This window comes from Algoriphagus namhaensis (assembly GCF_042649705.1).
GTDB classification, from domain to species: Bacteria; Bacteroidota; Bacteroidia; order Cytophagales; family Cyclobacteriaceae; genus Algoriphagus; species Algoriphagus namhaensis.
Map to the genome: position 1 here is coordinate 78416 of NZ_JBHRZS010000007.1, position 17908 is coordinate 96323.

At 42.8% G+C, this 17908-nt stretch carries 17 protein-coding genes; 8 read left to right on the forward strand and 9 right to left on the reverse strand.

All coding sequences use genetic code 11. The features are described from left to right. Nucleotides 1-26 precede the first annotated feature (26 nt). Nucleotides 27-1793, reverse strand: coding sequence for a signal peptide peptidase SppA (gene sppA / locus ACFOSV_RS08695; RefSeq protein WP_377905484.1), 1767 nt, complete (start codon nucleotides 1791-1793; stop codon nucleotides 27-29). A gap of 53 nt (nucleotides 1794-1846) precedes the next feature. On the opposite strand from sppA, the gene folK reads away from it, so the two are divergent. Next, nucleotides 1847-2362, forward strand: coding sequence for a 2-amino-4-hydroxy-6-hydroxymethyldihydropteridine diphosphokinase (gene folK / locus ACFOSV_RS08700; protein ID WP_377905486.1), 516 nt, complete (start codon nucleotides 1847-1849; stop codon nucleotides 2360-2362). Here the strand turns inward: folK and fabD are convergent. Both fabD and ACFOSV_RS08710 read right to left on the reverse strand, forming a co-directional pair. After that, the gene (gene fabD / locus ACFOSV_RS08705; protein WP_377905488.1) at nucleotides 2359-3234 is read right to left on the reverse strand and encodes an ACP S-malonyltransferase; all 876 of its coding nucleotides are present in this window, start codon (nucleotides 3232-3234) and stop codon (nucleotides 2359-2361) included. The two genes, folK and fabD, sit on opposite strands and share 4 nt — an antisense overlap. Nucleotides 3235-3290: 56 nt before the next feature. Then, nucleotides 3291-4211 (reverse strand): LysR family transcriptional regulator, encoded by a 921-nt coding sequence (locus tag ACFOSV_RS08710; RefSeq protein ID WP_377905490.1) that lies wholly within the window; start codon nucleotides 4209-4211, stop codon nucleotides 3291-3293. Between the two features lie 88 nt (nucleotides 4212-4299). On the opposite strand from ACFOSV_RS08710, the gene ACFOSV_RS08715 reads away from it, so the two are divergent. Then, a complete protein-coding gene (locus ACFOSV_RS08715) occupies nucleotides 4300-5259 on the forward strand; it encodes a sodium-dependent bicarbonate transport family permease (RefSeq protein ID WP_377905492.1) in 960 nt (319 codons plus the stop codon). Here the strand turns inward: ACFOSV_RS08715 and ACFOSV_RS08720 are convergent. Both ACFOSV_RS08720 and ACFOSV_RS08725 read right to left on the reverse strand, forming a co-directional pair. Next, nucleotides 5256-5678, reverse strand: a complete 423-nt coding sequence (locus tag ACFOSV_RS08720; protein WP_377905494.1) for a thiol-disulfide oxidoreductase DCC family protein — start codon at nucleotides 5676-5678, stop codon at nucleotides 5256-5258. The genes ACFOSV_RS08715 and ACFOSV_RS08720 overlap by 4 nt on opposite strands. Further along, complete coding sequence (locus ACFOSV_RS08725; RefSeq protein WP_377905496.1) at nucleotides 5675-8458, reverse strand: T9SS type B sorting domain-containing protein; 2784 nt, start codon at nucleotides 8456-8458, stop codon at nucleotides 5675-5677. The genes ACFOSV_RS08720 and ACFOSV_RS08725 overlap by 4 nt, the downstream gene beginning before the upstream one ends. A gap of 297 nt (nucleotides 8459-8755) precedes the next feature. On the opposite strand from ACFOSV_RS08725, the gene ACFOSV_RS08730 reads away from it, so the two are divergent. From ACFOSV_RS08730 to ACFOSV_RS08740, 3 genes are read left to right on the forward strand one after another with little or no spacing between them, the layout of a single operon-like run. Next, on the forward strand, nucleotides 8756-9442 hold the full coding sequence (locus tag ACFOSV_RS08730) for a succinate dehydrogenase cytochrome b subunit (protein ID WP_377905497.1): 687 nt from the start codon (nucleotides 8756-8758) through the stop codon (nucleotides 9440-9442). Nucleotides 9443-9454: 12 nt separating this feature from the next. After that, on the forward strand, nucleotides 9455-11389 hold the full coding sequence (locus ACFOSV_RS08735) for a fumarate reductase/succinate dehydrogenase flavoprotein subunit (RefSeq protein ID WP_377905499.1): 1935 nt from the start codon (nucleotides 9455-9457) through the stop codon (nucleotides 11387-11389). Between the two features lie 21 nt (nucleotides 11390-11410). Next, the gene (locus tag ACFOSV_RS08740) at nucleotides 11411-12160 is read left to right on the forward strand and encodes a succinate dehydrogenase/fumarate reductase iron-sulfur subunit (protein WP_377905501.1); all 750 of its coding nucleotides are present in this window, start codon (nucleotides 11411-11413) and stop codon (nucleotides 12158-12160) included. Between the two features lie 62 nt (nucleotides 12161-12222). Here ACFOSV_RS08740 and ACFOSV_RS08745 read toward each other — a convergent pair whose 3' ends face one another. The 3 genes from ACFOSV_RS08745 to ACFOSV_RS08755 all read right to left on the reverse strand — a co-directional run bounded on the left by ACFOSV_RS08745 (nucleotide 12223) and on the right by ACFOSV_RS08755 (nucleotide 15271). Then, the gene (locus ACFOSV_RS08745) at nucleotides 12223-13323 is read right to left on the reverse strand and encodes an SO2930 family diheme c-type cytochrome (RefSeq protein ID WP_377905503.1); all 1101 of its coding nucleotides are present in this window, start codon (nucleotides 13321-13323) and stop codon (nucleotides 12223-12225) included. 15 nt (nucleotides 13324-13338) lie between these two features. Beyond that, nucleotides 13339-14631, reverse strand: a complete 1293-nt coding sequence (locus ACFOSV_RS08750) for a parallel beta-helix domain-containing protein (protein WP_377905505.1) — start codon at nucleotides 14629-14631, stop codon at nucleotides 13339-13341. 76 nt (nucleotides 14632-14707) lie between these two features. Beyond that, complete coding sequence (locus tag ACFOSV_RS08755) at nucleotides 14708-15271, reverse strand: Crp/Fnr family transcriptional regulator (protein WP_377905507.1); 564 nt, start codon at nucleotides 15269-15271, stop codon at nucleotides 14708-14710. 84 nt (nucleotides 15272-15355) lie between these two features. Between ACFOSV_RS08755 and ACFOSV_RS08760 the strand changes: the two genes are divergently transcribed. Beyond that, entirely contained in the window at nucleotides 15356-15907 is a 552-nt protein-coding gene (locus ACFOSV_RS08760; protein WP_377905509.1) for a porin family protein, read from the forward strand. Nucleotides 15908-15929: 22 nt separating this feature from the next. Here the strand turns inward: ACFOSV_RS08760 and ruvC are convergent, their stop codons facing one another. Beyond that, complete coding sequence (gene ruvC, locus ACFOSV_RS08765; protein WP_377905511.1) at nucleotides 15930-16505, reverse strand: crossover junction endodeoxyribonuclease RuvC; 576 nt, start codon at nucleotides 16503-16505, stop codon at nucleotides 15930-15932. A 21-nt stretch (nucleotides 16506-16526) separates the two neighbouring features. Between ruvC and ACFOSV_RS08770 the strand changes: the two genes are divergently transcribed. Both ACFOSV_RS08770 and ACFOSV_RS08775 read left to right on the forward strand, forming a co-directional pair. Further along, nucleotides 16527-17648, forward strand: a complete 1122-nt coding sequence (locus ACFOSV_RS08770) for a glycosyltransferase (protein WP_377905513.1) — start codon at nucleotides 16527-16529, stop codon at nucleotides 17646-17648. A 3-nt stretch (nucleotides 17649-17651) separates the two neighbouring features. Then, entirely contained in the window at nucleotides 17652-17906 is a 255-nt protein-coding gene (locus ACFOSV_RS08775) for a hypothetical protein (RefSeq protein WP_377905515.1), read from the forward strand. The last annotated feature ends 2 nt before the right edge of the window (nucleotides 17907-17908 follow it).

A 17908-nucleotide genomic window follows, 5' to 3' on the forward strand; every position in this document is an offset into this window, starting at 1 on the left:
AAAAAACCGGCCTAGGCCGGTTTTTTTTATTTGATAATGATCTCCTGAGGCATTCGAGCTTGAATACCCTGCAGATACTCCAGGTCTTGCGTTTGCTTAAAGTAGGGATAGGCATCACCCAGTTGAGACTTGATGATTCGAGTACTTACATTGTTTTCCAAGTCACTCATCAGCATCTCAAACCATGGCTTCTGAGCTGGGTAATAGATCACGCGATAGTCATCACCGGCATCTACTTTAGCAGCAGCAATAGCGACGGCATCTTCAAGTCCACCGAGCACATCCACTAGTCCGCGCTCTTTGGCTTGTGTTCCAGTCCATACCCGGCCGGAGGCCACTTCCTTCACTTGTTCAGGAGTCATATTTCTTCCTTCTGCCACGCGTGAGATAAAAGTTTCATACCCCTCCTCTATGCTTGCCTGTACAATAGATCGCTCCACTTCTGTTAGGGCTCTTCCAGGATTCATAAAGTCAGATAGCTCACCTGTCTCCACCACATCAGTGGTGATTCCCAGCTTGTCATTGATCAATTCCTCTACTGTGAAAAATAATCCGAAAATACCGATGGATCCGGTGATTGTATTTGGCTGTGCCACGATAGTATCTGCAGGAGCTGCGATGTAATATCCACCAGATGCAGCTACCTCGCCCATGGAAACGATGAGGGGTTTGGCTTTTTTGGCTTCCATCATTTCTCTCCAGATTACTTCTGAGGCAAGCACGGATCCCCCGGGGGAATTCACCCGAAGCACAATAGCTTTGATATCATCGTTTTTTCTCGCCTTTCGGATTTCAGCAGCAAACTTGTCTGAACTGATCATCCCTTCAGCGTTGCCGCTTACGATTTGTCCTTCAGCTAGGATTACAGCGATTCGATTCTTTGCGGATAGATTTTTGGTAGAAACAGTTTTATTGTATTCGGTGACTTTGATGGTTGAGATTTTGGCATCCTCATCGAGTCCCAATTTTTCTCTAAGCTTCGCATCCACCTCGTCTTCATAAGCCAAACTGGTCATCAATCCATAATTTACTGCATCCTTTGGATTGCGGACGAGCATCTCATTATTGATTCGGGTCAGGCTATCCAAAGGAATTCCCCGGCTTTCTGCTATTCCAGCAAGAGCCTGAGAATTGATTTCATTCAGGAAGGAAGTGGTTTGGAGCCTATTTTCAGGGCTCATTTTATCCAGGATAAATGGCTCAACGGCACTTTTGAAATCCCCGACTCTAAAGATTTCTGGTTTGATTCCGACTTTTTCGAAGAAACCTTTCATGAAGATGGTTTCAGAAGCGAAGCCATTGAAATCCATCCCACCCAGTGGATTGATGTATAATTCATCCGCTACAGAAGCGAGATAATAGCCACCTTCAGAGTATGCCTCATCATAGGCAAGGATAAACTTCCCGGACTCTTTGAAGTCTAAAAGTGTATTTCGAAGTTCGAGTAAATTGGCCTGACCGGCAAAAACGAAGCCGACGTTTAGATAGATTCCTTTGATATTTTCATCATCAGCAGCGGCATTGATGGCTTTTTTCAAATTCACCATTCCGGCTGTCATCGGAGTGCTAAATACGCTGCCAAATCCACCCAGACTGAGGTCATCATCATTAGTCCGCTCCACGATCGTCCGACCGTTTAGATTAATGTGCAGAACTGTATTTTCTTTGACGGTCACTTCTTTGTCTCCAGAGGCCACTAGCGCTCCGAGTATGGCAAATGAAATGAGAATAGAAAGAATACTAAATGCAAATAGACCCACAATTACGGCCAGTACATTACCTAGAAATTTCATAGTCTTTGATTAAATGGAAGGCAAATTAACTTAATTTGAACCTCGAATACAAAATGAATTCCACACATCAATTGTTTAAGGAGGCGGTTCTTTTAATAGGAGGAAATAAGGGAGATAGAGAATTCCTAATCAATTCCGCCAAAACGGAGCTTTCCAAAAAGATGACCCTGCTCGCAGAGTCCTCGATTTATGAAAGTGAGGCTTGGGGTCATGTGGCGAAAGGTGACTTTTTGAATCAGGTCTTACTTGTTTCCACAACGCTGTCCGCTCTAGAATTGCTTCAATACAATCAATCTGTAGAGTCCAAGCTCGGTAGAAAGCGAAGCGATCACTGGGGTGACCGGACCATGGACATAGATATTCTGTATTTCGGCGAAGAAATTATTCAAACAGATGAGTTGAAAATTCCGCATCCATTCATTGCCGAGCGTAGATTTACCTTGATGCCTTTGGTTGAACTACTTCCGGATAAATTGCATCCAAATGGGCTTACCCATCTTGAGATGCTTTCTAAATGCGAGGATAAAGGAAGGGTTTGGAAGTATGCTCCCAAACCCGAAAACCTTTAAATACTTGAAGTTGCCGCTTCTGGGCTGATCTTCTTGACCAGACCTTGCAAGACTTTTCCAGGTCCACATTCCACAAATTCTGTTGCTCCATCCGCTACCATATTTTGAACGGATTGAGTCCATTTTACAGGGGCAGTGAGCTGGGCGATGAGGTTGTTTTTTATTTCTTCCACATCAGTGACTGCAGTGGTGCTTACATTCTGATAAACTGGACAGGAAGGTTGGGAAAATGGTGTGGCAAGGATTGCGTCCTGAAGCTTCTGTCGAGCTGGCTCCATCAGGGGAGAATGAAATGCTCCACCCACAGGTAATGGTAAAGCTCTTTTGGCGCCAGCCTCCTTCATTTTTTCACAAGCGATTTCTATTCCTGCATTCGAGCCTGAAATCACCAATTGACCTGGACAATTATAATTTGCTGGCACCACCACTTCCTCAGAGATGGATTCGCAAATTTCTTCTACTTTTTCATCCGCCAGGCCAAGGATAGCGGCCATGGTTGAAGGATTGATTTCGCAGGCTTCTTGCATCGCAAGTGCTCTTTGGGATACCAGTCGTAGACCATCTTCAAAAGTCAAAACTCCATTGGCTACTAAGCCGGAAAACTCTCCCAAAGAATGACCAGCCACCATGTCTGGCTTGAAATTTTCAGAAGTGAGTGCAAGAATTACTGAATGTAAAAAGATAGCTGGTTGGGTAACTTTGGTTTCCTTCAGTTCTTCGGCTGTGCCGTCAAACATGATGTCCGTAATTCGAAACCCAAGCACCTCATTCGCTTTTTCAAAGAGTTCTTTTGCTTTTGGGTTTTGCTCGTACAGGTCTTTTCCCATTCCAGGGAATTGGGCTCCTTGGCCCGGAAAAACAATTGCCTTCATTTGGATTTATCTTTTGAGAGGCCAAATATAGTTTTTTCCCTCCTTTGGAGAAAACGCTACTCTTTTTCGGGGAAGTGCTTTGCAAACAATCTTTCTTTGTTTTCAGCGATCCAGCGGATAAAGGCTAATACAGCCGGAGAGTGTTTCTTTTGCTTTAACCAAACCAAATCCCAATTGCCTAAAATCGGTAATCCAGGGTATTTCAAAACAACAATTCTTCCATCTTCTATTTCCTGATGCATGGAGAAGTTGGATAAAATTGATGCGCCCAACCCCGCCATAATTGCCTGCTTCACCGCTTCGTTGGTTGCAAATTCCATTTTACTTTTTACCGAAATATTTCTGGATTTAAAAAATTTCTCCATCATGACTCGGGTGCCAGATCCTGCTTCTCTTAGCACAAAAGGCACCTTGTCCCAATGACCATTTTTGATTTGACTTTCGTAATAAGCGGCATTTTCAGGCGAGGTGGCGAGTTGCCATTTATTTGTAGCCAAGGTTACTTTTTCCAGATCAAACTCCTCAGGCATCACTGAGACTAGTGCAAGATCGGTGGCGTTTTCCTGAAGGTGCGCCAAAACAGTTCGGCGATTGGATACTTCTAGACTGATTTCCACCTGTGGGTGGAGTTTCATAAAATCAGACATCAAATAGGGGACAATATACTTTCCTGTGGACACCGCAGAAATACGGATTTTACCTGCCAAAAGCCCTTTCATTTCCTGCATTCTTTGCTCGATCTGTTCGAGTTCTGCAAAGATTCGTTCGGCGGTTTCTACTAATTCCTGACCGAATTCGGTAACATAGATTTTCTTCCCCACCACCTCTGTCAAGGGCACGTCAAAAAGCTCCTGAAGATTTTTGAGCTGAATCGAAATGGCCGGCTGAGTCATTCCAATGGATTTTGCTGCTTTGGTGATGCTGTTGTATTCAGCCACCAACTGCAGTGCTCGGAGGTGTTGGATGGATATATTCATAAGGAAATTATATATAAAAATCCTTACGGATAAAGAATTGTTATGTTTAAAATTTTTTTATTCGTGATTATCGAAGAATATTTGCCCCATGGATTTTCAATTACTGATCAATAACCTGGGTAATCCCAGTCTTTTATTCTTCGTGCTTGGAGTATTGGCAGTGAAGTTGAAAAGCGATCTTCAGATTCCAAGTTCAAGTTCAAAATTCATCGCGCTCTATCTGATGCTTTCCATTGGATTTAAAGGCGGGCAAGAGTTGTCACACTCGAGTTTTGACCTGACCATACTTTGGGCCTTACTTTTTGGTGTGTTTCTATCCGCAGCTGTTCCTTTTTATACTTTTTACATCCTAAAGCGAAAGCTTGGGACAGCTGATTCGGCTGCGATTGCGGCGGCTTATGGATCCATATCAGCAGTAACTTTTGTGACGGCGGTTTCCTACCTCGAGCTTCAAGGCGTAACCTTCGGAGGGCATATGGTCGCTGTGATGGCCTTGATGGAGGCACCGGCGATTATTTCAGGCGTGATCCTTTTGGACAAATACAGTGAGAGAAAATCCGAAGGAAGTCTGAAAAGTATTATTGTTCATGCCTTTACCAATGGCAGCGTTCTTTTGATTCTCGGTAGTTTGTTGATCGGCTTGATAGCAGATGAAAAACAAGCGGAGGGGATTAAGCCTTTTGTTACTGATATTTTCAAAGGCTTTCTGGCTGTATTCCTTTTGGATATGGGGATCAGTTCGGGAAGAAAGCTCAAGACTTTTTTCAAGTATGGAAGCTTTGCATTCTTCTTTGCTATTTTGATTCCATTGATCAATGGCTGCGTCGTAGCTTTGGTAAGCGCTTGGATTGCCCCTGAATTTGGAGATCGTTTTATATTTTCAATCCTGGCAGCTAGTGCCTCTTATATCGCCGTACCAGCCGCTATGAAATTGGCCAATCCCGAGGCCGATGAAGGGCTTTATATTCCTATGGCTTTGGCCATTACTTTTCCATTCAACATCACGCTAGGCTTTCCGATTTACTGGATGATCATCCAAAGCACCTAATAGGGGTAGTTTTCGGGTGAAAGAAATTTAGAAGCTTCCTTTGGGCTGGGAAGTCTGCATGTATTTTTTTTTCCAAACCATTTGTATCGGTTTCTGGCAATCCAATCATACACCGAGTCTCTCAATCCTTTCGGGAAATAAATGAGGGGGTAAAATACCGGCCAAAGTCCTGAGAGATCTTTGGCTATGCGTAAGGCTGCGGTACTTTTGTAATACACTTGATCATTTTGGACCAAAACCAAAGAGTCTAGATATTTGGGGTCTACGTCGAATAAGGTCATCAGCTTTTTACCTTCATTTTCCTGCAAAGGACCAACCAAAAACTTGTCCTTGTGGTCTCTTTTGATAATGAAGTCGATGGAAGAATTACAAAGGTTGCAAACTCCATCAAAGAGAATGATGGAGGGTTTTTGTGTCATCGTAAAACTTGGATAGTACCTTTTAAACTTTGCTCCCTTTTAGTCTCATCGAGCACGTCAAATCGAACCGTTCCAGAGTAGAAGTATGTCCCTGCGGGCAAATCATTTCCGTTTTTGTCCTTCCCATCCCAGCGAATATAAATGTCATTTTCAGCAGATTCTAGGCTGTTGTAGGAAAATACTTCCACACCCCAACGGTTGACGATAAAGATTTCAACAGCTGTTACAAATCTTGGACATTGAGAGAATGGGTTGTCGAAAGCCTGGAAAGTGTCATTGACGCTATCACCATTTGGAGTGAATGCATTGGGCAAATTATAGGCAGGACAATTCTCTACACAAACCACATTACTTGGTTCACTTTCATTACCAGATCGATCCACCGCAGTGATGTAATAGCAACCTCTGTAGGTGGGTAGATTATTAATGGTAGCCTCAAACTCAATAGCACTGAATTCGCGGATCATCTCAAATTCACTATTCTCACCTTCATTGGTATAATATAGTCTAAACGCGCTCAGCTCATCGTCGCAGACACCAGATACATCCGGAGTCCAGCTCAGGTCATGCTCGTAGATGTTCACGTTACAAGGTTGCTCTGAAAGATATGCTTCGCAAGTAGGGCCTTCAAAAACCAATACTGGTGGACAAGGCAATCTATCGTCATCCGGCTTCGCACAGATGATTTGCGATTTATTTTCAAGAGGATAATCAAGCCCATCGACATTGTATGCACCCTTGGTGATTACATAATAGCAGTATTCAACTTCTCGCTCCAATGGAATTCCATTAAAGGTACCATCGTCAAGGAAGGTGAAGCCATTTTGCGTCACATTAACATCTGCAATTTTGACGAAATTGTCTTCATCTGCAGCGTTTGCATCCGTGCGATTTCGGTATACTTCATGTTCGAATTGGCTGATCGAATTATTCCATGGCACATCAAAGGTCCAATTCAGCTCGATAGCTTCATTGATAATGGTGGGCTCGAGACGAACGGATGATGCGGAAGAAGAGGTGTCAACTTTGGTGTCTCCATCGTACAAAATGACACGGTAATTATGAACCAGATCTTCAGTGTTGATGCCCGTGTCTGTGAAAACAGTATCCGAAGTTATGATCAATGAGGTTCTTCCTTCCGTTCCGGAAAAACCATCATTTCTCAGAAGTTCATATTGATAAGGACCGGGAAATTGGGTTTGGTCGATATCATAGGGAGGAGTCCACTTGATAAAAATTTCTCCCTGTTCCGTATCAGTATTTTCAATGCTGACATTGGTGATAATCGGCACGTCAACATCAATCGTGATACAAATCTCATCGGAAACTACACTTTCTCCTGCTCTTGGCTCAGGGAAACCTGCTACGAGTCTGTAGCAATAAGTGTTTCCTGGCGCTAAGCCAGTCCCTCCATTGAGATCTTCAAAGGAGAATGTTTCCATGTCAGTGGTGCCGACAAGTTCGTATCCTGCTCGTATTCCAGTTTCGCAACTGTCTGGTTCGTAGGGATCCGAATTGATTCTTCTCCAAATCTGCATTTCGCTTGCCGAATTGGCACAGACGTATGGATCCCAGCTTACTTCTACTTTTCGACCCGTTTGCTGCTCGAGCTGATCAAAGACTGGAGGCGGACCGATGACCTTGATTCTCCAGGTTTTGACATCTACTAGTGCAGGTCCTGAACGTGGCTGATCTGTGATCCGCACTCGTACGTCGTATTCTCTGGCTCGGACGTGATTACAAACCGTCTGCCACTCGAAATTAACTACAGTAGGAGAAGCCTGAAATTCACTTTCTGGAAAATAGGTGGCCGGTGAGGTGGTGATTTCGATAGGTTCGCCGAAGACTTCAATTTTCACCGGGTCTCCATCTGGATCCGAACCTTGGATAATTTCTTCAATCAGTGTACCGGCTTCCACACATAGGTCTGGTGGTAAAATCAATTCAGGTCTTCGATTATTGGAGTTCTCGATAATGATCTGCATATCCCGGACTACATAGCCGATTTGCTCCCATTTCCCATCGAGCTTTCTATATTCCTTTATTCGGAAGGCCACGTTAAACTGCCCCACGGTACCAGGAGCGTCCCAAACGAGATCGCCAAAAATAGGATCCAGCGTCAAGAAAGGTGGAGTACTTCCATCCTCTCGGTTGAAGCTGAATTCTGAAGTTGCAGGACTTCTATAATTATTTACTGGTCTTTGGAAAGCCTGCTTAGGTATGTCCATTTCATAGGCGAGGCTATCTCCATCTGGATCAAAAGCTCCTGGATTATGAATGTATCGTACATTAACCGCTCCATTATCCACCGGTGGAATGGTTAACACAGGCGAATTATTTACACCAATGAAAGGATCAATCGTAATTTGAGTCTCTACATAGAAGGGAGTGTCCACCGAATTATCCATATTCAGAGTCCGATCATTTCTATTGAATTCCTGAAAGCGGATGGTGTAGGTGCCTGGACCTTGGAAAGTATGGGTAATTACAAAAGTGTTTTTTTCGATTTGATTCCCGAGAGGTTCTACGAGTGAGAAATCGCTTTCTGTGTTGAGTTGCTCTTCTCTTCCGTCTCCAAAGTTGATCGTACCTGGGCCAAATACTACACTAGATCTTGTGTCCGTATAACCAACCACAGTAATTCTATAGGTCAGGGCCTGAACTGAGATTCGTTCAGCAATAATTTCACCTGCTCTAATGTGGGTAGCATATGCGTTTGAAATCCCTGCTAGAAAAAGAATTAAAAAAAATCCCCAGGAATATTTCAGAAGAGTACTCATTCTTGATTGATGTTTGGTTTAGAAACGGAATGCCAAATAAATAGTTAAGTAAACAGCGGGTCAAATTTTGTTCAGCACATGACTAATAAGGAAAGTAAGCGCAAAATCCCCATAATGTCAAACAATAAAATTCAACAGAAGGTTGACAAGATGTGAATTAAGCACGAAAGACAAGAAATTATTTAGAACCTTTTAAAATAACAAAGAGACCAAACTTCAAATTGTTTGCTAGTCAATGCCAACGTAAATTTGACTACAAATTATTGAATTTATCGTTCTCATTTAATCTTATAATTTATGAGCTGGGTTACTAAAACCTTGAGTAGTACACTAGGAAGAAAACTAATTATGGCCTTAACTGGTCTGTTTTTGATCCTGTTTTTGACCGGACATGTTTCCGGTAATTTGCTCCTATTTAAAGGAGATGGAGGTGAGGCATTTAATATCTATGCCAAATTCATGACTACCAATCCTGCAGTGAAGTTGCTGTCGTACCTCACTTACATTTCGGTGATTGGCCACGTGATTTACTCGATCTGGCTTTCTCGTCAAAATAAGGCAGCCAGACCTGTAGGTTATGCGCTTTCCAAAGAGGGTGCCAGTAGTTCCGTTGCCTCTCGAAATATGGGGGTTTTAGGAACTATCATCCTTATTTTCTTGGTGGTACATATGCAGTCCTTTTGGTATCAGATGCATTGGGGCGACGTTCCTTTTGTGACTTACGAAGGGGAGCAATTCAAAGATCTGTTCAGCATTGTCACCTTTGCATTTCAAAATGAACTGATGGTTCTTGGGTACGTAGTGGCGATGGGCTTCTTAGGCTTCCATTTGTCGCACGGGTTTGCTAGCGCATTTCAGACCCTAGGATTAAATCACAAAAAATATTCTCCGGCAATAGAGACGTTGGGTAAGTTGTATAGTGTTGTTGTACCTCTACTATTCGCCAGCATGCCGATTTATATCTATTTCACTTATCAGAGCTAATCAATAGTCAATATGATTCTAGATTCAAAAATACCCGCTGGTTCGATTGAGGAAAAGTGGACCAAGCACAAATTCAGTAGCAAGCTGGTGAATCCAGCAAACAAGAGGAAGTACGAGGTTATCGTGGTGGGGACAGGTTTAGCTGGAGCTTCAGCTGCGGCATCTCTTGCTGAACTTGGGTACAATGTGAAGGCTTTTTGTTTTCAAGATAGTCCAAGAAGGGCGCACTCGATTGCGGCTCAAGGTGGAATTAATGCTGCCAAAAACTATCAAAACGACGGAGATTCTGTTTTTAGACTCTTCTACGATACTGTAAAAGGAGGGGATTATCGCGCCAGGGAGGCCAATGTGTACCGACTTGCAGAAGTATCTGTAAATATAATTGACCAGTGTGTGGCCCAAGGTGTTCCTTTTGCTAGAGAGTACGGAGGGCTTTTGGCCAATCGTTCCTTTGGTGGTGCGCAAGTTTCTCGGACTTTCTATGCTCGTGGCCAAACAGGACAGCAATTGCTTCTGGGTGCCTACTCAGCATTGAGTAGACAAGTGGCTAATGGTAAAGTGAAGCTTTATCCACGTACTGAGATGATGGATCTTGTGAAGATCGATGGCGAAGCCAAAGGTATTGTCACTCGAAATCTAATCACCGGAGCTATTGAAACTCATGCAGCCCATGCGGTATTGCTTTGTACTGGTGGATATGGAAACGTGTTCTTCCTTTCTACCAATGCGATGGGATCAAACGTGACGGCAGCATGGAGAGCTCATAAGCGAGGAGCTTTTTTTGCAAATCCATGTTACACACAGATTCACCCGACTTGTATCCCGGTGTCAGGAGATCATCAGTCCAAGTTGACTTTGATGTCTGAGTCTTTGAGAAATGATGGGCGTGTATGGGTACCACGAACTGTGGAGATGGCTGAGAAACTCAGAAAGGGTCAAATCAAAGCCAATGACATCCCAGAGGAGGAAAGAGATTATTACTTGGAGAGAAAGTATCCATCTTTTGGAAACTTGGTACCAAGAGACGTTGCATCCAGAAATGCGAAATACGTTTGTGATGAAGGCAGAGGAGTGAACGAAACTGGTGAGGCTGTATTCTTGGACTTTAGAGACGCCATCAACAGAGATTCTGAAGATACCATCAGAGCTCGATATGGTAACCTTTTCGACATGTATGCCCAAATCACCGGAGAAAATCCTTACAAAACTCCGATGATGATTTATCCGGCGGTTCACTATACCATGGGTGGACTTTGGGTAGATTATAACTTAATGACGACTGTTCCCGGACTTTACGCTCTTGGAGAAGCTAACTTCTCCGACCATGGAGCGAATAGACTCGGAGCCTCAGCTTTGATGCAAGGGCTAGCAGATGGTTACTTCGTAATTCCATATACTTTGGGAGACTATCTTGCGAAAATCGGTCCTGCGCCAGTTGATGAAAATCATCCTGAATTTGCTAAGGTTACCAAAGAAGTGAAGGAGCGAATTCAAAAGCTCTTGAGTATCAATGGTAGCAAGACAGTAGATCATTTCCACAAGAGACTAGGTAAGATCATGTGGAATGAGTGTGGAATGGCTCGTACAGGCGAAGGACTCAGAAAGGCGAAAGCTGAAATTAAAGCTCTAAAGAAAGAGTTTTGGGAGAATGTGAAAGTCGTGGGATCGAACGAAGAATTGAATCAATCTCTTGAAAAAGCTAATCGTGTGGCCGATTTCATTGAACTCGGTGAGCTAATGGTAGATGATGCACTCAATAGAGAAGAGTCTTGTGGAGGTCACTTCCGAGAGGAATATCAAACACCAGAAGGAGAGGCTTTGAGAGACGATGAGAATTTTGCTTACGTAGCAGCTTGGAAATACATGGGAGAGGGTGAAGAAGAAGCGCTTGAGAAAGAGCCTTTGGTATTTGAAAATGTGAAGTTGACCCAGCGCTCGTACAAATAAAAGCTTGAAAAATCACAGATTATGAAATTAACATTAAAAGTTTGGAGACAGAAAAACGCATCCGATAAGGGTGGTTTTGTAAGCTATCCAGTAGACGGTATTTCTAAAGATATGTCCTTCCTAGAAATGATGGACGTGATGAACGAAGAGTTATCTGAAAAGGGTGAAGATCCTGTTCACTTCGATCATGATTGTAGAGAGGGAATCTGCGGTATGTGCTCCTTATATATCAACGGAAAACCACATGGTCCGCAGCAGACTACTACCTGTCAGTTGCACATGCGATCTTTCTCAGATGGAGACACCATCACAATTGAACCTTGGAGAGCTAAGGCCTTCCCTGTAGTCAAAGATTTGGTGGTAGATCGTTCTGCTTTTGATCGAATTATTCAAGCAGGTGGATATGTATCTGTAAATACAGGCGGAGTACCCGATGCCAATGAAATTCCAATCCCGAAAGTGGTGGCAGACGAAGCATTTGATGCTGCGACTTGTATCGGATGTGGTGCATGTGTAGCTGCTTGTAAAAATGCGTCCGCTATGCTCTTCACATCTGCAAAAGTCTCTCAGTTGGCCATGCTGCCACAAGGACAAGTGGAGCGTAAAAATCGAGTTGAGAAAATGATTGCTCAGATGGATGCTGAAGGTTTCGGTGCGTGTACCAATACAGGAGCTTGTTCGGCAGAATGTCCTAAAGGAATCAGTTTGACCAACATTGCTCGAATGAACCGAGAGTACTTCTCAGCGGTGGTGAGTAGCGAAAACGTTTAAACTAGCCTAGTATAAAAAAAGGGGATCGAATTCAATCGATCCCCTTTTTTATGCTTTAATTTTTATTCACTAGGCATGGAGTCAATCCACTTGCGAATCAGTTCTACCCCTTCTTTGTGGATGGAGGTTCTCCCAATTTCTGGCATAGCTATTCCGACCTCTGTACTATTCATCCGATACGTCATAATTGACTCTGAACCTTTCCCAGGATGGACATCAAACATATATGACCCGGCTCCATTACCAGCAGCCACCGGAGTTTTGTTGATTCCGAGTTTCATTGGGTCTTTCTGATCAAATGTCAAAAACAAACCTGAGGTACTTGCAGGGCCTTCTGCACTATGGCAATGAGAGCAATTGATGTCCAAATATGCCATGGCTCTTTGATCCAGCGGGAAAGATTGCGTTTCGTAGTTGATCATTTTTGGATGGGCTTCTGCTCCTTCAAATCCAGAGAGATACTTATTTTCAGTCCAGTATTCAAGCTGGTTCTTCTTCGAAGTGCCGTAGTCCAATTCATTATTTAAGTGCTTCACCTGCACACCAATTGGAGCCAACACTTCATTTTTGTTATGGCAGCTCTTACATTGATTTTTGTTGGGCACGATGTAGTCAATTAATTGCTCCTCACCGGAATAGTCGATAAAACTCACTTCAGTAGTTCCGCCGACGACCTTGAGAACTGCGTCAGTTTGTTCCTCATTCCAGATGTAGGGCCAGGCTTCCCAGCCTTTTGCACCATTGATCATCAAACGAGTTTCGATTATTCGCTTACCTTTTTCAGGATTTCTGAAATCTGAGGGATAGTAGAAGTTCTTGATGATTACCGTTCCTTCCGGGAAATCAATTCGCTGATCATCTTGAATTTCGGCAACTTCTCCATCCGGAAAGTAGACGAATCTACTTTTCCATGCATAATCTGTAAATAGGGAGGAGGCTGGTTGGTACAATATCACATTTTCGACCGCCTCAAGATTTTGAACATCTCCATTAAAAAAGCCGTAGGTCGACAATCTTTTATAAGGGAATTGACCATCTGCTACCTCGTCAGCTAGCGGGGCACTTACTTTTTTTGATTCTACAGGGGTTTGTTCGCAGGCGAAAATCAAAATGCTCGCCAGCAAAATTGTATTGGCTCCCCAAAACCATCTCTGCTTCTTCATTGCTCCTTCAATTAATTACATACTAGCCAAGCTTTCCACCGAGGTTTTTACCTGTACTTGACAATTCTGAAAGGGGGTGTGATCGCTTGATGATTTGATGTTGTCTTCGCCTTCAGAAAGGTCAAAAAGGGTAAAGTGCATGTCGGTCATGTCGCCTTCTGAAATACAAACACGCATTGGATTGCTGGCGATATTGGAGCCTAGCTGCTCATCGAAGATCCCGTCGTAGATAATGTCTTGGGTTTTGGCTTTGCCATGCGCATTATGCACACTGATGAGCTGTCCCAATTCTCTGGTCAAATCAGGAAAAGCCAGCGTACGCTCGTACTCATTGTCATGCAGATAAACATCTGTGGTGTATGGAGACCAGTTTGGTGCCTCGCTCGGATATCCCGTGATTTGATAGCTGGCGATTGATACGCCTGAGGTTTTATTTCTCAGTATTTTGTTATTGTACACTTCGACTTCTTTTGCGGCTAGCAAGACCACGCCTGATCCAGGAGGGATCATAGTAACTGTGTTTCCATTTGGTCCCTCACCAATAGGTGTTGCAAAATTCTCGTGATTGTTTTCGATGATCTCGTTGTTGTAAATTTTGGTTCCTTTCCCATCAGATTTCGGAAGCCCAGGCAGATTAAACACCAAAATTCCAGCAGCGTTATTTCTTGCGACATTATCAAATACTTCGGCGTTATCACAATTCTCGATTTCTATTCCAGCCACATTTCCGAAGGCAAGAGAATTTTTAACCACGATATTTTCCGACTGGCCCACGTAAATTCCTGCATCTCGAGAATGTGAAGCAATCACTCCATCTATCATTACATTTTTGCATTGAACTGGATAGATGGCATAGGTTCCATTTTTGGACTTGTCACCATTTGTCCAAGTCACATTGATGTTTCTGAAGGTAATTCCATCGGTGTGTTGAGCTTTTACTCCATCTCCTGGCGCATCCTCTACAGATAGATCTTCTAGAATGATATTATTACCCACGATTTTGATTCCTTCACCACCTGCTTTCAAATTTCTAAAAGACAGAACAGTTTGCTCCATACCTTGGCCTTTGATGGTGATATTGCTTTTGTTATCAATGATAAGCTGGGTATTGAAAGCATAGAAACCACCTGGGATTTCTATGGTTGCTCCATCCTCGGCCATGATAAATGCCTCAATGATTTGCTCGACTTCCGCCTCTGAGGCTCTTGGAAGGTTCGATGAGTCGAAAGTTTGTTCATTAGAGCTGGAGTTGCAGGAAGCCATAAATTGTAGGCCTGCAAGTGCTGGGATAATCCAAAATTTCTTCATTAGTATGCTTGGGGATATGATCTTCTGCAAAAGTACCGACTGGCCATATCAAAGCCATTGACTAAAATCAAATTAACTAAATTTTAGCTCTCACCCTTGAGAGGGTCTCGATACTCATGTCAAGATAGGAGGCGATTTGTCCCACTGAGGCTTTTTGAATGATTCTAGGTCGGTTTTCGATCAACTCTAGGTATCGATCTTTTGCAGATTTGAATTTAGTAAAGACGAGTTGATCCTCCAAGGCGATATAATACCGCTCTAAAATTAGCCTGTACACATGTTCAATTTCTGGATAGCTAAGAAATAATTTTTGTAAATCCTCGTGAGAAATCTTCAAGCAGGAACATTTCTCAATACATTCAATATTTTCATAAGAACCTTTGCGAGTCACGAATGAATACATCGAAGTTACAAATTCTCCGTCAAGGCTGAACGAAATAGTGATGTCCCTTTTGTCTCGGACATAAAAGCTTCTGGCGGCCCCTTCTTGAATGAAATAAAGATAATTAGCTACTTGTCCTTCTTTTTCTAGGAGGTCGCCACGTTGAAAGGTTGCTGATTCAAACTTACTTTTGAAAGCTTCAATAGCCTCTAGGCTTACATTAGGATATGCGCCTAAGATCTCTTCAAATTTTTTCATTCTCTCACAAAAAATAAAGCCTCAATCACGAAATTTCAAAAACCTTCCACTAGATTTAATCTTCAATTTAAATAATTGCCTCAGATGAAAAAAATTTTCTTTTTGCTTCTATCAGTTCTTTTTATTCAAGGTGCTCAAGCTCAGTTTGGTGTTAGAGCAGGTTATAGTTCCGGTAATTTCGAACAAACGAATTATAGAAATAAGTCTGGTTTTCATATAGGAGCCTATTATCGAGCTGATGCTGATTTTTTTTCAGTGGAGCCTGGAATTCAATTTTCCCAAAAAGGATATGAAACCAATAATGGGCAAACAGGTGCTAAAATAGATGAGTCCTTGAGCTATGTTGATGTTCCTTTGCTTTTTAGATTGAATTTTTTGCCAAGGCTGAATGTTTTTGCTGGTCCGCAGGGCTCTGTATTAATTTCGAGAAAATATTCAGATGGGACTGATACGGTGACTAGTACAGATATAATTCGAGGCTATGATATTGCTGGTGTGGTGGGTTTAGGTGTCAATCTGCCCTTAGGTATTAATGCACAAGTGAGTTATGATTTTGGCTTGACTAGTCTCAATTATTTTGATACAGATGTTAAGTCTAGAGTCTTTAAATTATCGGTAGGCTACGATTTTTATTGATCATTTTAGCGGGCAATGTCCGCTATTTTTTTACCCGTTCAGGGTTTTCCTCAATAAATGATTTCCAGCCCTTGCTTCTTCCTCTGGACTGTACTCGTCCCTCATGGAAGTGATGGCACAGTGCGACGGCCAAGGCATCCGTAGCGTCTAATTGTTTGGGTAATTCTTTGAGATTAAAGAGGGTTTGCAGCATAGCCGCCACTTGCTCTTTGGATGCATTTCCATTTCCAGTGACGGATTGCTTTACTTTTTTGGGAGAATACTCAGTAATTGGGATTTCTCTGGAAAGTGCGGCAGCCATGGCCACCCCCTGAGCACGACCGAGTTTTAGCATGGATTGGACATTTGCGCCATAAAATGGTGCTTCTAATGCCACGGAGTCCGGGACAAACTCCTCAATGATTCCGGATACTCGTTCAAAAATCTTCTTCAATTTCAGCTCATGGGTCTCGTATTTTTTGAGCTGAATTACACCATATTGGATTATTTCATAGGCCTTACCTGTCGTGTGAATGAGCCCATATCCCATAATATTGGTACCTGGATCGATCCCAAGAATAATTTTTTCCTTTGGCGCTTTTTTAGGTTCTTTACTCACCCTCGCAAGATAGCCTAAAAGATGCTAAGTTTTTATTTGATCTGTACGGTCTGCTACATTCTAGCATTGATTTTCTTGGCTAAACCTTGGCCGAAAGAATCGAAGCCAAATCCTGTAAAACTACCTCAGGAGTCAGTTTCGTTAATCATTTCTTGTAGAAACGAATCAGAAAATATTCCAACTCTGCTTCAAGAATTGACCGCACAATTACCCTATTTAAGAGAGGTTATTTTGGTAGATGATGGAAGCGAGGATGATACTTATGCTTTGCTTGCGGCAGGTGGTGCAGGCCATCCCAAAATCGTTGTACTCAAGAATCCTGGCATTGGTAAAAAGCCTGCGATTAGTGCTGCAGTTCTTCAGGCAAAAGGAGAATTAATTATTACCTCGGATGCTGATTGCATCTGGCAGAACGGCTGGATCAAAGAGCTGGTTGCAGAATTTTCAAACCCAAAAATCCAACTGGTCGCAGGGCCTGTTATTCCATTTCGACCCGCATCGAAAAAGCCGTTTTTCGAGTTGATTGATTGGGCAAGCATTCTGTTGGTCACCCAGTTTTCCTTCGCCCAAAAAAAACCGCTGATGTGTAGTGGGGCGAATTTGGCCTATAGAAAATCTGCGTTTGAAAAAGTGGAGGGATATAAGGGGAATCAGGAGTTTCTTTCTGGGGATGATGAGTTTTTACTTAAAAAGGTCTTAAAGAAATTCTCTGCCGAGGCAGTTTCTTATCGCAATAACACCACTAGTTTGGTTCTCACTTTGGCACAGCCGAGTATCAAAGCGCTAGTAAATCAAAGGATTCGCTGGTCTGGAAAATGGCGGCTTCATGAGGAATGGGCTCATTCCATTTCGGCCCTAGGAGCATTTTTTGTCCAGATTTTTTGGATTTCTTCCTTCCTTTTGCTCTTGCAAGGATTGAATGGTGTTTTAGTATTTGTTTTCATTTGGCTTCTGAAAATCGGTATAGAAGCCACCGTCCTCGGGCGAGTTCTTCGTTTTTATAGGGTCAATAGCCACTTGCCCACTTTCGTTTTCACTTCATTTTTTCATCCCGTTTTTGTTATCCGGGTTGCCCTTGGATCCTTGGGAGGAAAGTTTGTATGGAAGGGGAGGAGTATGGTAAGAAATAGTATTTTTGCCTGACTTATGATGACAGATGAAGAATTTGATTTGATCGATGAGCTGTACTTTGTTCAGCCCTTCAGCTACTTAGTGGATTCACTAGGTTGGGAAGAAGTTCAAATTTTGAAACTATTAGAAAGCCTTCATAAAAAAGGCTGGGTGAAATGTTTGAGGGGTCCCGATGAGGAGATTTTTGACGAGCCCGCTATTTTGGAAAGAGGTCAGAGTTACTTTTTTTTGGCGACCAAAGAAGGGTTGATGAAACATAATTTGGGATAATC